Genomic DNA, 13,170 nt, shown 5'->3' on the forward strand with positions numbered 1-13,170 from the left:
ATCTACCCCTTTGTCGCGGCGCCTTCAGCAAGCGCTGGCGACAAACTGTACGCGCATTTTCATCGTCGCGTCACCTGACTGCTCGTCGAAGGAGGTGACCTCGTCGCTGATAGGTCATGCTCGTCATCGTGTAACCAACCTTCGAGGTATGGGTGCAATCGCCGCGACCAGTCAGGTCCAGCACTACCTCAATGCGCGACGCAGCTCGTACGCTGCAACCGGGGCGTGAAATCCTTTGAGCGTCAACGGATGCAGGGCGACGGTGGCTTCGTCCGGCAGTTGCTCGTGCAGGACCTGCGTGACGAGGATCTGGCGGGGCTTGGCTGCGGCCACCAGCCGGGCCGCAAGGTTCACCACATTGCCGAAGTAGTCGCCGTTGATGGCCAGCATGTCGCCGTAGCTCAGCCCGGCGCGCACCTGCAGGCCTGCCTGCTGCGCCTTGGGGTGGTGAACCAGGTCCAACGCGGTCTGGGCGAGCCGTTGCGGCGTCGGGCTGACCCACATCACCTCGTCGCCGATGAACTTCACCACCCGGCCGCCGCTGGCATGCACCACGTCGCTGACGGTGGCGTTGAACTGCGTCAACAACATCGACAGCTCAGCCGGCGGCAGCACCTGGGTGAGCGCGGTGAAGCCGGACAGGTCTGCGAACCCGACGCCGCACGCCACGCTGTTGGCTGTCGGATCACGAATGACGCCTTCGAAATAGGTTCGTGCGCTGGTCAGGTGATGGCGGTGAACCACGTCGATCAAGGCGGACAGACGGGGGATGAATTCTGCGACCGCGCGGTACGCCTGTGCGGTGGCGAGCTCGTCGTGCGTGTGATCCATCTGAATGTCGGGGCTGGCCGTGCGGACCACCGCCGACTCGGCCTCCGCGAGCCGCGCCATCGCCGAGCCCAACACCCGCAGTAGCCCCTGCGCGCCGTCCGCGCCCATCAGCGCCTTCATCTGAAACCACGCCGCCAGCGCGTCGACGTCGGCCTGGCTCAGCGTGAGTTGGTGGGGACCGGCCACCGTCAAGCCGAGCAGCGCCCAAGCATGGGCCACCTCGTCGACGGCCACACCCAGCGCCTCGGCAGCCGTGCCCAAGCTGTAGACGGGCGGCCCCGACCACTGCAGCACGTCGCCGGCCAGGCCGAACAGCCGGCCGCGGCGCTCGGCCTCGACCATCTCCTCGGTGGTGAATCCGAGGCTGTCCAGGTACTTGATCAGACCGGCGCGGTCGCGGGCATTCGCAATTCCGGCGGCTTCGAGCCCGTCGAAATCCACCACCGGTCTAGGGTATCGGCCGTGACGGACATCCAGCACGGGCCGCTTGAAGACCGCCACCGCGAACTGGGCGCCACGTTCGCCGAATTCGGCGGTTGGCTGATGCCCGTGTCCTACGCCGGAACGGTGACCGAGCACAACGCCACCCGCCAGGCCGTCGGACTGTTCGACGTCAGCCACCTGGGCAAGGCGTCGGTGCGCGGACCCGGGGCCGCGGAGTTCGTCAACTCCGCATTCACCAACGACCTCCGCCGCATCCGCCCGGGCAAGGCGCAATACACGTTGTGCTGCAACGAATCCGGTGGCGTCATCGACGACCTGATCGTCTACTACGTCGCTGACGACGAACTGTTCCTGGTACCGAATGCCGCCAACACCGCGGCAGTGGCCGCTGCCCTCAAAGCTGCTGCGCCCGAAGGGATCTCGGTGACGAACGAGCACCGATCATATGCCGTTCTGGCAGTGCAAGGTCCCCGGTCGGCCGATGTGCTCGCCGAGTTGGGATTGCCGGTCGACATGGATTACATGGGATTCGTCGACGCGCGGTTCGATGGCGTGCCGGTGCGGGTGTGCCGCACCGGCTACACCGGCGAGCACGGGTACGAGTTGCTGCCGCACTGGGACGCCGCGTCAGCGGTTTTCGACGCGCTGTTAGAGGCAGTGCGCGCAGCGAGGGGCGAGCCGGCCGGTCTGGGAGCACGCGACACGCTGCGCACCGAGATGGGCTACCCGCTGCACGGCCACGAGCTGTCACTTGAGATTTCGCCGCTGCAGGCTCGCTGTGGGTGGGCGATCGGCTGGCAGAAGGACGCGTTCTGGGGCCGCGACGCGCTGCTCGCCGAGAGGCAGGCGGGGCCGCGCCGCTTGTTGAGAGGGCTGCGCGCGACCGGTCGCGGCGTGCTGCGGCCCGAGTTGACCGTACTGTCCGGTGACACTCCCGTGGGCGTGACTACGTCCGGAACATTCTCTCCCACATTGAAACTCGGCATCGGGCTGGCGTTGCTCGACACGTCTGCGGGCATCGAAACCGGACAACGCGTGGACGTCGACGTTCGCGGCCGCAGGCTAGAGTGCGAGGTGGTCGATCCGCCGTTCGTCGACGCCAAAACCCGGTAGCGCCCGGACGTACAATCGCCGCATGGAAACCGGCCCTCTCGAGTTCACCGTCGAACGCAACCCGCATCCGGCGAGCGACGAGCAGAGGACCGCGATCATGACGAATCCGCCGTTCGGCCTGCATCACACGGATCACATGGTGTCGATCGACTACACCGACGCTGACGGCTGGCACAACGCGCGGGTGATGCCGTACGGGCCGATCCAACTGGACCCGTCGGCGATCGTGCTGCACTACGCCCAAGAGGTGTTCGAAGGCCTGAAGGCCTACCGCTGGGCCGACGGGTCGATCGTCTCGTTCCGGCCTGAGGCCAATGCCGCCCGGCTGCGGTCGTCGGCGCGGCGGCTGGCCATTCCGGAGCTGCCCGACGAGGTGTTCATCGAGTCGCTGCGCCAGCTGATCGCCGTCGATGGCGCGTGGGTGCCGCCGGCCGGCGGGGAAGAGTCGCTGTACCTGCGGCCGTTCATCTTCGCCACCGAGCCGGGGCTCGGTGTGCGGCCCGCCAAGCAGTACCGCTACATGGTGATCGCGTCGCCGGCCGGGGCCTACTTCCCGCGCGGTATCAAGCCCGTCAGCGTGTGGTTGTCCACCGAGTACGTCCGCGCGGCACCGGGTGGCACGGGTGCGGCGAAGTTCGGCGGCAACTATGCGGCCTCGCTGCTGGCTCAGGCCGAAGCCGCCGCCAACGGGTGCGACCAGGTGGTGTGGCTGGACGCCGTCGAGCGCCGCTACGTCGAGGAGATGGGCGGCATGAACCTGTTCTTCGTGTTCGGCAGCGGCGGCTCGGCACGGCTGGTGACCCCCGAACTCACCGGCACGCTGCTGCCGGGCATCACGCGAGATTCGTTGCTGCAATTGGCCACCGACGCAGGGTTCACCGTCGAAGAGCGCAAGATCGACGTCGACGAGTGGCAGAAGAAGACCGCGGCGGGGGAGATCACCGAGGTGTTCGCGTGCGGCACCGCGGCGGTGATCACGCCGGTGTCGCACGTCAAATACAGCGACGGCGAGTTCACTATTGCCGACGGTCAGCCCGGCGAAGTGACGATGGCGCTGCGCGACACGCTCACCGGCATCCAGCGCGGCACGTTCTCCGACACGCACGGCTGGATGGCGCGGCTCGATTAACTGATTGCGAGGCCCAGCGCCGTCAGCGTGGTGGTCAACTCGATCGCCCCACCGAGCACGTCGCCGGTGACGCCGCCGAATCTGCGCACGCAGTGCGCCACCAGCAGCGCAGAGACGACGAGCGCCACCACCACGACAATCGGCCCCTGCCAGAGTCGTGGGGTGGCCAGCGCCGATCCAGCTGCCGCGACGAGCGTCCAGGCCACGACCACCGTCAGCGGCTGCGTGCCCGCCACCAGCCGCCCCAGCACGCTGCCCTGCGCCGCCGGTACGCCGCGCCGAGCCGCCCACACCGCGGCGACCCGCCCCGTCGTCACCGCCGTCACCACCGCGGCAGGCGAGATGTCGGCGTATGCCAATCCTTGGGCGACGACGACGACGACGACCGCGGCCACTCCGAACGGCCCCGCCGAGCCGTCGCGCATGACCGCCAGCGCGCGCTCGGGCGGCCCGTAGCAGCCGAGCGCGTCGGCGGTATCGGCTAGCCCGTCGACATGCAGGCCCCGAGTGGCGGCCAACAGCGCCGCGACCGTCAGCAGACCCGCCAGTGGGCTGTGCTGCCCGAACGCCCACTCAGCCGCCGAAAGCACCCCCGCTCCCAATGCGCCGAGTGCAACACCCACCAGCGGAAGAGCTGTGAGCGTGCCACGCCCCACCGTCGTCCCGTGCAGCGGCACCACGGTAGCGAACCCGAAAGCGCTTGCGACAGAACGGATCACGAGTTTGACGAGACCGAGGCTTCGTCGAACGTCGCCATCGACGCCAGCGTGGCGACCGCTGCCCGCAGGACCGGTAGCGCCACCAGCGCGCCGGTGCCCTCGCCGAGTCGCATGTCCAATTCGACGATCGGTTGCAGTCCGAGTCGCGCCAGCGCCAGCGCGTGCGCTGGTTCGGTGGAGCGGTGCCCTGCTCGCCACCACTGCCGCGCACCCGGCGCGAGCAGATCAGCCACCAGCGCGGCGGCGGTCACTACGACGCCGTCGAGCAGCACCGGCGTGCGCCGCACCGCGGCCTGCGCATAGAACCCGGCCATCGCAGCGAGATCCGCACCGCCGCAGTGGGTCAACAGCGCGACCGGATCGCCAGCATGGTGTCGCGCGCGGTACATCGCGTTGCGCACGGCGGTGGTCTTGCGCATCCAGGCGGCGTCGTCGATCCCGGTGCCGCGGCCCACCGCCGCCACCGGCTCGGTGTCGGTAATCGCTGTGACCAAAGCCGTTGCGGGCGTGGTATTTCCGATGCCCATATCGCCGGCGATGAGCAGGTCTGCGCCTGCATCCACCTCTTCGTCGGCGATCCGCCTGCCGGCTTCGATCGCGGCCCGGGCCTCATCAGTGGTCAGCGGGTCCTCGACCGCCAGGTTGCGGCTGCCGCGGCGGACTTTGTGTGCACTTACCTGCGGGCTCAGTGGCGTTTCGCAATCGACGGCGATGTCGACCACCCGCACGCCGGCGCCGGCGGCTGCGGCGAGCGCGTTGACTGCGGCGCCACCGTTGGCCATATTCGCCACCATCTGGGCGGTGACCTCCGGCGGGTACGCCGACACCCCGGCCGTCGCGACACCGTGGTCGCCGGCGAACACCACGACCCGAGCGCGTTCGAATTGCCTTGGCGGGCAGAGACCTTGACAGGCAGCCACCCACACCGACAGTTCCTCGAGCCGGCCGAGTGAACCGGGCGGTTTGGTCAGCGAATTCTGGCGCTTGCGGGCCGCCGCGGCGACCTCGGCGTCCGGCGCCGCGATGTCGGTGAAGTCGGTCATTTCACCGCCACCGGCTGTCCCGCTATCACCAGCACCACGCGCTCGCACACGTCGGCGAGGCGTTGGTTGAGCAATCCCAGCTCGTCGGCGAATCGCCGGCCGGATTCGGTGGCAGGCACCACGGTCAGGCCGACCTCAGGGCTGACGACGACCAGTGGCGCGGTGAAAGCCTCGATGGCAGAGAGCAATTCGCCAGCGTCGGACCGATCCAGGTCGGCCGCCAGCCAGCCGCCGACGTCGTCGACCAGAGTTGCAGTGGTGGGGTTCTGGCGCAATAGCGTTGCGACATCGAACGTTTCGACGGTCGCCCAGTGTCGCGGCCGACGGCTGCGATGCTTGACGACGCGCTCGGACCATGTGGGATCGGAGTTGGCAGCGGGCCCGGTGGCGACATAGCAGACATGTTCTTCTGCGCTCACCGACTCTGCGATCGCCGCCTCTGCCCATCGTGATTTGCCCGACCGGATTCCGCCGAGCACCAGTGTGCGCACGGCGCTCAGGTTACGGGATCGCCGCGCTTGACTTGCGGCCGCGGTGCCCGCATCCGGCGCAGCTGCGACGCGCGGCTCGCGGCGTAAAAGCCCAGCCGCCAACCTGATTCGGTATTCTTTGGAAACTTTGCGTCGACCAGCTTTTTCACTTTGCGGCTCAAGAGCACCGCGTCGACAAGCATGATCACCACCAACACCAGCATGCCGAGGGAAATCAGCGCGTTCATCTGCGGTGTCGGAATCGCCAGCATCAGAAACACCATGCCGAACGCGACCGGCATGAAAACACCGAGCAGGTTGCGCCGGGCGTCGACCACGTCACGCACGTAGCGGCGCACCGGCCCCTTGTCGCGGGGCAGCAGATAGCCTTCGTCGCCCGCCATCATCCGCTCTCGCCGCTGCGCCGACCGCTCGCGCTGCTCGGCGCGGACCTCCCGGCGTTCGGCGCGGGTCAGTTTGCGCCCCGCCACCTCCTTACGCCGCCGCCTGGCCTCCGCGGCGGTCATCGGGGCGGGAGCCACGGGTCCGCGGCGTCTGGCGGCGTCGCGTTTGGGCGTCGGCCGACCTTTCGGTGCGGTGGTCTTGCGGGTTCCCGGCTGCGCGGCAGAGTCGACGTCCGACTCGGCGGCATCACCGGCCGGCGGCTCTTCCGTCGACGGCTTCTTGCGGCCCAGCAGACTCACGCCGCCAGGGTACTTGCCCTTACAGTGCGGAGATCATGCGTGTGCTGATCGCTCCCGACTGCTTCGGCGACTCGCTGTCGGCCGTGCACGCCGCCGACGCGATCGCCGCCGGCTGGGCGCAGGCCCGACCCGACGACGAAGTGATCCGCGCGCCGCAATCGGACGGCGGCCCAGGGTTTGTCGACGTGCTGGCCAGCCGGCTGGGCGAGCGCAGGACGGCGTGGGTTTCGGGTCCGCTGGACGGCGACGTCGCGGCGAGCTGGGTGTTCGACGCCCCGACGGCGTATCTGGAATGCGCGCAGGCGTGCGGCCTGGCCCTGCTCGGCGGGCCGCCGACTCCACGGACCGCGTTGGCAGCGCACACCCGCGGGGTGGGCCAGCTGATCGGTGCGGCGCTGGACGCCGGAGCCGGCCGGATTGTCGTCGGCCTCGGCGGCAGCGCCACCACCGACGGCGGCCGGGGCATGGTGGACGCGCTCGCCGCGGACGTGAGGAGCACAGAAGGCTCCAGGTTGACGCGGGCGCGCGACCGGCTGGCCGGCACCGAGTTGATCGCGGCCACCGACGTGGAGCACCCGCTGCTGGGCGCAATGGGTGCCGCACGGGTGTTCGGCCCGCAGAAGGGTGCCGACGCACTCACCGTCGCCGTGCTCGAGGAGCGCATGACCAGGTGGGCGGACGAGCTGGACGCTGTCGCCGGCCGCCGTGTCCGCGACCTGCCGGGTGCCGGCGCCGCGGGCGGGCTCGGGGCCGCGCTGCTGGCACTGGGTGCACGCCGGGAATCCGGGGCTGCGGTGATCGCCGCGCACACCGGGCTGGCGCACGACCTGGCGGCCGCCGATCTCGTCATCACGGGCGAAGGCCGGTTCGACGATCAGTCGCTTCACGGAAAGGTGATCAGCGCGCTGGCCGCAGCGGCTGACGGCACCCCAGTGCTGGTCTTGGCCGGACAGGTGACCCTCGACGAGGTCACGCTGAGGCGGGCCGGCGTCGCCGCGGCATATTCGCTGGCGGAGTACGCGGGCTCGGTGGACGTGGCCATCGCCGACGCGACGAACCAGCTGACGGGAATGGCTCACAGGGCTGCGCTGGAATACGGGAATAGCGGCTGAACAAGGTACCGTTGAACACGTGAGCTCGAAGGTTCGGGCCAGTCAAGCTTGTTGAGGAGACGCAATGACTGTTCAGGGCGAGTCGGCTACCGGCACGGCCACCCATGGCGTGATCCTGACCGACGCGGCAGCCGCGAAGGCCAAGGCCCTACTCGACCAGGAGGGCCGTGACGACCTGGTCTTGCGTATTCAGGTCGAGCCCGGTGGCTGCGCGGGCCTGCGGTACAGCCTCTACTTCGACGACCGGTCGCTCGACGGGGATTTGACCGCCGAATTCGGCGGTGTGACGTTGACGGTGGACCGGATGAGCGCGCCCTACATGCAGGGCGCCACCATCGACTTCGTCGACACGATCGAAAAGCAGGGCTTTACCATCGACAACCCGAACGCCACCGGATCGTGCGCGTGCGGGGACTCGTTCAACTGACGGTCAGTACTGACCCACGCCGCGCAGCAGGTACTGGCATACCAGCACTTGGTCGCCCTGGGACAGCAGCTGGGCGGTGGCCTGTTCCTGGCGTTTTTGCGAACCCCTGGTGAGCGGGATCACCTGCATCGTGAACAGCACCTGTGCCTGGTACTGCGACAGGTAGACGATCTTGTCGATCGACGTCACCTCGACGTTGGAGAACTGCTTGCGGAAGGTGTCGGACAGCAGCCGCGCCAACGCCTGGTCTGACCGCTTGTCCTTGACCTTGTCGTACAGCCCGCACAGCGTATTGCGGGCGACGATGTCCGTATCGCCTCTCTCCAGCGCGGTGAGGTAGTTCTGGATCGCGGATTTGGCCGCGGTTTCGCTGATCCGTCCGCCCACAGCGGTGCTGCTGTCGCCGGAGCCCTCGTTGACCGCATACACCACCGCAGTGACTGCGCCGGCCACCACGGCGAGCACCACCAGCACCGCCAGTACCAGCCGCCAGCGGCGCCGGCTCGGATACGGCACCGGTGGCGGCAGCGCACCGGGGTACACGGATGCGGCGGCGGGCTGATCTGGCCTGGGGGACGGGTCGCTATAGTTCGACGGACTAAGGGCAGGGTCGGAGTACTGCTGGTACGGGCCGGCCATGGTACGCAGGCTAGCGTGAAAAGGATGACCACGTGACGATTGCCGTGACCGGCTCCATTGCGACCGACCACCTGATGCGCTTCCCGGGCAGGTTCTCCGAGCAGCTGCTGGCCGACCATCTGCAGAAGGTCTCGTTGAGCTTTCTGGTCGACGATCTGGTGGTGCACCGCGGCGGCGTGGCCGGCAACATGGCGTATGCGATCGGCGTGCTCGGCGGCGATGCAGTGCTGATCGGTGCCGCAGGCATGGATTTCGCGGACTACCGCGAGTGGTTGCAAGAGCACGGCGTGAACTGCGACCACGTGCTGATCTCGCAGTCCGAACACACCGCAAGGTTCGTCTGCACCACGGATCTCGAAATGGCCCAGATCGCGTCGTTCTATCCGGGCGCGATGTCGCAGGCCCGGCACATCTCCCTGGAGAAGATTGTGTCCGCCATCGGCACACCGGATTTGGTGATCATCGGCGCCAACGATCCCGACACCATGTTCCTGCACACCGACGAGTGCCGCCGGTTGGGGCTGGCGTTTGCCGCCGACCCCTCACAGCAGCTGGCCCGCCTTTCCGGCGAGGAAATCCGCAGGTTGATCGACGGGGCCACCTACCTGTTCACCAACGACTACGAATGGGATCTGCTGCTGCAGAAGACGGGGTGGACCGAAGACGACGTGTTGGCGCAAGTCGATCTGCGCGTTACGACGTTGGGACCCAAGGGAGTTGACCTGGTCAGCCGCGACGGCAGCTCATTGCACGTGGGCGTGGTACCCGAAACCAGCAAGGTCGATCCGACCGGAGTCGGCGACGCATTCCGAGCGGGCTTCCTCACCGGCCGCAGCGCTGGGCTCGGGCTGGAGCGCTCGGCGCAGCTCGGCTCGCTGGTCGCAGTCTTGGTGTTGGAGACGAACGGAACCCAGCAATGGCACTGGGATCGCGAGGCCGCGTTGTCGCGCCTCGCCGGCGCGTACGGCCAGGACGCCGCTGACGAGATTGCCTCAGCGCTCTAAATCTGTACCGGATACTGGGGTTCGCTGATCCGCGGCACGATGCTGCCCTCGACGAAGATCGCATGCCACAGCATAAAGATCAGCACCGTCCACAGCCGGCGGCTGTGATCGCTGGTGCCGGCCAGGTGCTCGTCGAGCATCCGCCGCACGGCGGCCACGTCGATCAGCTCGTCGGCCTGCGTGGTGGCGATCATCTGGTGCGCCCAGTCGAGTAGCTCACCGGCCTGCAACCAGTGCCGAATCGGCACGGGGAAACCGAGTTTCGGCCGATGCAGCACATGCGCGGGCACAATCGGCTCCAATGCGCGCCGCAGCGCGTACTTAGTGGTGGTGCGGGTGATCTTCTGCCGCATCGGAAGCCGCGACGCGACAGCGAACACCTCCGGATCCAGGAACGGCACCCGAAGCTCCAGCGAGTTGGCCATGGTCATCTTGTCGGCCTTGACCAGAATGTCGCCCCGCAGCCACGTGAACAGGTCGAGATGTTGCATGCGGGCCACCGGATCCCAGTCGCGTGACTGCTCGTATACCGAGGCGGTGACGTCGGTGTGGGTCCATTCCGGCCGGAAGTTCTTCAGCACCGCACGCAGCTGAGGATCGGAGAAGCTGCGCGCGTTACCGTAGTAGCGCTCCTCGAGGGTTTGCGAGCCTCGATGCAGCAGGCTCTTGCCGCGCATGCCTTCCGGCAGCGGTGCTGACACCTTGCGCATCGACCGGCGCACCTTTCCGGGAAGGTACTCGAAAGGCTTGAGCGACAGGGGTTCTCGATAGATCGTGTAGCCGCCGAACAGTTCATCGGCGCCCTCGCCGGACAGCACCACCTTGACGTGTTTGCGTGCTTCGCGGGCGATGAAGAACAGCGGCACCAGTGCCGGGTCGGCCACCGGCTCGTCGAGATACCAGACGATCTCGGGCAACGCTTCGACGAACTCGGCGGGGGAGACGACCTTCGAGACGTGCCGGGCGCCGATCGCCTCGGCCGATGCCACCGCGACGTCGACCTCCGAAAACCCTTCGCGCTCAAAGCCTGTGGTGAATGTGATCAGGCGCGGATTGTGACGGATGGCCAGCGCGGCGATGGCCGTCGAGTCGATGCCGCCGGACAGGAAGGCGCCCACGGTGACGTCGGCGCGCATGTGCTTGGCCACCGAGTCCTCGAGCACGGCGGTGATTTCGTCGTAGCGGGCCTGTTCGCTTCCGTTGACGAACGGCACCGCGGCGAAGCTCGGCTGGAAGTAGCGGGTGGTCTGCGGTGGCTGCCCGGGCCGGATGACGGCGTAGCAGCCCGATTCCAGACGCCGGATACCGCGGTGCAGGGTCTCCGGCTCGGGCACGTACTGCAGCACCGTGTAGTGCTGCACGGCGCGTTCGTCGAGCGTGAGGTCGGCGCCCAGCACGCCGGCGAGCTCCTGGAGGCATTTCTTCTCGCTGGCCACCGCGGTGCCGCCCGGTCCGGTCGCCATGAACAGCGGCTTGATGCCGAACGGGTCGCGTGCGCAGAACAGTTCGCCTCGTGCGGTGTCCCACAATGCGAACGCGAACATCCCGCGCAGCCTCGAGAGCGCGCCGGCGCCCCAGTAGTGATAGGCCGCGATGATCGCCTCGCCGTCGCCGTCGGTGTGAAACACCGCGCCGTGCTCGGCGGCCAGCTGCGCCCGCAACTCCAGGTAGTTGTAGATCTCTCCGTTGAACACCAGCACGTATCGGTCGGCGTCCTCGGCCGGCCCCCAGCGCAGCGGCTGATGCGAGTGCTCGATGTCGATGATCGACAGCCGGTTGAACCCGAACACCACCTGCGCATCCGACCAGGTGCCCGGCTCGTCAGGGCCGCGGTGGCGCATCAGATGCGACGCTTCGGCGACCTCGTCGACCAGCACGGCGGTGCCTGCGGGCGACGGGTCACGCACCAGGGCCAGCAGTCCGCACATCGCGCCAAGTATGGCACCGCGGAGTTGCCCGGTCGCCTCACTGCCTCGACGGAGGGTGGTCTACGCTGCGTAGTAGCAACATCCCACCCGTTCGCCCTGACCACCACAGGAGGCGCCCACGTGAGACGGCTGCGGCTTCTCGGCTTGACGGTCATGCTCAGTGTGGCAGCCGTCACGCTGTCCGGGTGCAACGCCTACGACGCGCTGAAATTGGGCTGGCCGGACGGCATCACGCCCGAAGCCCACGACAACATGAAGCTGTGGATCGGCTCGCTGATCGCCGCGTTCGTCGTCGGGATCATCGTCTGGGGCCTGACGTTCTGGAGCGCGGCGTTTCACCGCCACAAGAAGGGCCAGACCGAGCTGCCGCGGCAGTTCGGCTACAACATGCCCCTTGAGCTGGTGCTGACGGTCACGCCGTTTCTGATCATCGCGGTGCTGTTCTACTTCACCGTGGTCGTGCAGGAACGCATGCTGAACAAGGACCCGGACCCCGAGGTGGTCGTCGACGTGACGGCGTTCCAGTGGAACTGGAAGTTCGGCTACCAGAGCGTGAACTTCAAAGACGGCACCTATCGCAAAGACCTCGCCGACAACGAGCGCAAGCTGGCCCAGGCCTCGAAGCCGGAAGGTAAGGACCAACACGGCGAGGAGCTTGTCGGGGCGATCCGCGGCAAGAATCCCGAGGACCGCAGCTACCTGAACTACGACAAGGTCGAGACGCTGGGCACCAGCGACGAGATCCCGGTCCTGGTGTTGCCCGCGCACAAGCGCATCGAGTTCCAGCTGGCCTCGGCCGACGTGGTGCACTCGTTTTGGATCATCGACTTTCTGTTCAAGCGCGACGTGCTGCCCGACCCGGACGCCAACCACACCGACAACAAGTTCCAGGTCTCCGAGATCGAGAAGACCGGCGCCTTCGTCGGGCGCTGCGCGGAGCTGTGCGGCACCTACCACGCGATGATGAACTTCGAAGTGCGCGTGGTAGAGCCCAACGACTTCAAGGCCTACCTCGACGCCCGGCTGGCCGGAAAGACCAACTCCCAGGCGCTGCAGATGATCGGGCTGCCGCCTGCGGCCGTCACCACCAAACCGTTCGACACGCGCCGGGGTGAACAGTCCCTGTCGGCGCCGAAGTAAGGACACGCCATGCATATCGAAGCCCGGCTGTTCGAGATCCTAACGGCCTTCTTTGCGCTGGCAACGGTGGTCTATGCGTTTCTGACCGCGTACTTCTTCTCGGGCGGCATCGAGTGGGCGGGCGTCACCGCACTGGTGATGACCACCGGACTGACGCTGATCATCGGGACGTTCTTCCGGTTCGTCGCGCGTCGGCTCGACACCCGGCCCGAAGACTACGAAGACGCCGAGATCGCCGATGGCGCAGGTGAATTGGGCTTCTATGCGCCGCACAGCTGGTGGCCGGTCATGGTGGCGCTGGCCGCCTCGGTGGCCGCGGTTGGGGTGGCACTGTGGCTGCCGTGGCTGATCGTCGCCGGCGTGGTGTTCGTGCTCAGCGCGGCGGCCGGTCTGGTGTTCGAGTACTACGTCGGGCCCGAGAAGCACTAGCGGCCTTCCCAAGGTCACAATCCGGCTCCAAGTTCCGG

At 67.5% G+C, this 13,170-nt stretch carries 14 protein-coding genes; 7 read left to right on the top strand and 7 right to left on the bottom strand.

Translation table 11 applies throughout. The features are described 5' to 3' along the window. Positions 1-183: 183 nt before the first annotated feature. Positions 184-1,272, bottom strand: coding sequence for an adenylate/guanylate cyclase domain-containing protein (locus AC5Y4C_RS17310; protein ID WP_499963980.1), 1,089 nt, complete (start codon positions 1,270-1,272; stop codon positions 184-186). Between the two features lie 21 nt (positions 1,273-1,293). Here AC5Y4C_RS17310 and gcvT point away from each other — a divergent pair, with 21 nt between their 5' ends. Together gcvT and AC5Y4C_RS17320 are read left to right on the top strand one after the other, a co-directional pair. Next, positions 1,294-2,388 (top strand): glycine cleavage system aminomethyltransferase GcvT, encoded by a 1,095-nt coding sequence (gene gcvT, locus AC5Y4C_RS17315; RefSeq protein ID WP_499963925.1) that lies wholly within the window; start codon positions 1,294-1,296, stop codon positions 2,386-2,388. A gap of 22 nt (positions 2,389-2,410) precedes the next feature. After that, complete coding sequence (locus tag AC5Y4C_RS17320; RefSeq protein WP_499914685.1) at positions 2,411-3,517, top strand: branched-chain amino acid aminotransferase; 1,107 nt, start codon at positions 2,411-2,413, stop codon at positions 3,515-3,517. On the opposite strand, the gene AC5Y4C_RS17325 is transcribed toward AC5Y4C_RS17320, so the two are convergent. Genes AC5Y4C_RS17325 through AC5Y4C_RS17340 form a run of 4 tightly spaced genes read right to left on the bottom strand, consistent with a single transcriptional unit; the run spans position 3,514 to position 6,453 of the window. Further along, positions 3,514-4,236: an adenosylcobinamide-GDP ribazoletransferase gene (locus AC5Y4C_RS17325; protein ID WP_499914688.1), complete on the bottom strand. Its 723-nt coding sequence runs from the start codon at positions 4,234-4,236 to the stop codon at positions 3,514-3,516. The genes AC5Y4C_RS17320 and AC5Y4C_RS17325 overlap by 4 nt on opposite strands. Beyond that, positions 4,233-5,279, bottom strand: a complete 1,047-nt coding sequence (gene cobT, locus AC5Y4C_RS17330) for a nicotinate-nucleotide--dimethylbenzimidazole phosphoribosyltransferase (RefSeq protein ID WP_499963927.1) — start codon at positions 5,277-5,279, stop codon at positions 4,233-4,235. The genes AC5Y4C_RS17325 and cobT overlap by 4 nt, the downstream gene beginning before the upstream one ends. Then, positions 5,276-5,770 carry a bifunctional adenosylcobinamide kinase/adenosylcobinamide-phosphate guanylyltransferase gene (locus AC5Y4C_RS17335; protein ID WP_499911603.1) on the bottom strand — a complete coding sequence of 165 codons (495 nt, stop codon included), beginning with the start codon at positions 5,768-5,770 and terminating at the stop codon, positions 5,276-5,278. Before AC5Y4C_RS17335 ends, cobT begins: the two co-directional genes overlap by 4 nt. A 5-nt stretch (positions 5,771-5,775) precedes the next feature. Continuing rightward, positions 5,776-6,453 carry a DUF3043 domain-containing protein gene (locus AC5Y4C_RS17340; protein ID WP_499911605.1) on the bottom strand — a complete coding sequence of 226 codons (678 nt, stop codon included), beginning with the start codon at positions 6,451-6,453 and terminating at the stop codon, positions 5,776-5,778. A 35-nt stretch (positions 6,454-6,488) separates the two neighbouring features. Between AC5Y4C_RS17340 and AC5Y4C_RS17345 the strand changes: the two genes are divergently transcribed. Together AC5Y4C_RS17345 and AC5Y4C_RS17350 are read left to right on the top strand one after the other, a co-directional pair. Continuing rightward, positions 6,489-7,565, top strand: coding sequence for a glycerate kinase family protein (locus AC5Y4C_RS17345; protein ID WP_499911607.1), 1,077 nt, complete (start codon positions 6,489-6,491; stop codon positions 7,563-7,565). Positions 7,566-7,629: 64 nt separating this feature from the next. Continuing rightward, positions 7,630-7,992 carry a HesB/IscA family protein gene (locus AC5Y4C_RS17350; RefSeq protein WP_499911610.1) on the top strand — a complete coding sequence of 121 codons (363 nt, stop codon included), beginning with the start codon at positions 7,630-7,632 and terminating at the stop codon, positions 7,990-7,992. A gap of 3 nt (positions 7,993-7,995) precedes the next feature. On the opposite strand, the gene AC5Y4C_RS17355 is transcribed toward AC5Y4C_RS17350, so the two are convergent. Beyond that, positions 7,996-8,631, bottom strand: a complete 636-nt coding sequence (locus AC5Y4C_RS17355) for an Rv0361 family membrane protein (protein WP_499911613.1) — start codon at positions 8,629-8,631, stop codon at positions 7,996-7,998. A 32-nt stretch (positions 8,632-8,663) separates the two neighbouring features. Here AC5Y4C_RS17355 and AC5Y4C_RS17360 point away from each other — a divergent pair, with 32 nt between their 5' ends. Beyond that, on the top strand, positions 8,664-9,635 hold the full coding sequence (locus AC5Y4C_RS17360; RefSeq protein WP_499911617.1) for a carbohydrate kinase family protein: 972 nt from the start codon (positions 8,664-8,666) through the stop codon (positions 9,633-9,635). Here AC5Y4C_RS17360 and asnB read toward each other — a convergent pair. Beyond that, positions 9,632-11,563 carry an asparagine synthase (glutamine-hydrolyzing) gene (gene asnB, locus AC5Y4C_RS17365; RefSeq protein WP_499963929.1) on the bottom strand — a complete coding sequence of 644 codons (1,932 nt, stop codon included), beginning with the start codon at positions 11,561-11,563 and terminating at the stop codon, positions 9,632-9,634. The genes AC5Y4C_RS17360 and asnB overlap by 4 nt on opposite strands. 153 nt (positions 11,564-11,716) lie before the next feature. Here asnB and ctaC point away from each other — a divergent pair, with 153 nt between their 5' ends. Together ctaC and AC5Y4C_RS17375 are read left to right on the top strand one after the other, a co-directional pair. Continuing rightward, positions 11,717-12,703 carry an aa3-type cytochrome oxidase subunit II gene (gene ctaC / locus AC5Y4C_RS17370; RefSeq protein ID WP_499963982.1) on the top strand — a complete coding sequence of 329 codons (987 nt, stop codon included), beginning with the start codon at positions 11,717-11,719 and terminating at the stop codon, positions 12,701-12,703. Between the two features lie 9 nt (positions 12,704-12,712). Continuing rightward, positions 12,713-13,132: a cytochrome c oxidase subunit 4 gene (locus tag AC5Y4C_RS17375; RefSeq protein ID WP_499911623.1), complete on the top strand. Its 420-nt coding sequence runs from the start codon at positions 12,713-12,715 to the stop codon at positions 13,130-13,132. Positions 13,133-13,170: the final 38 nt, after the last annotated feature.

It is taken from the genome of Mycobacterium sp. NGS35 (assembly GCF_059812855.1).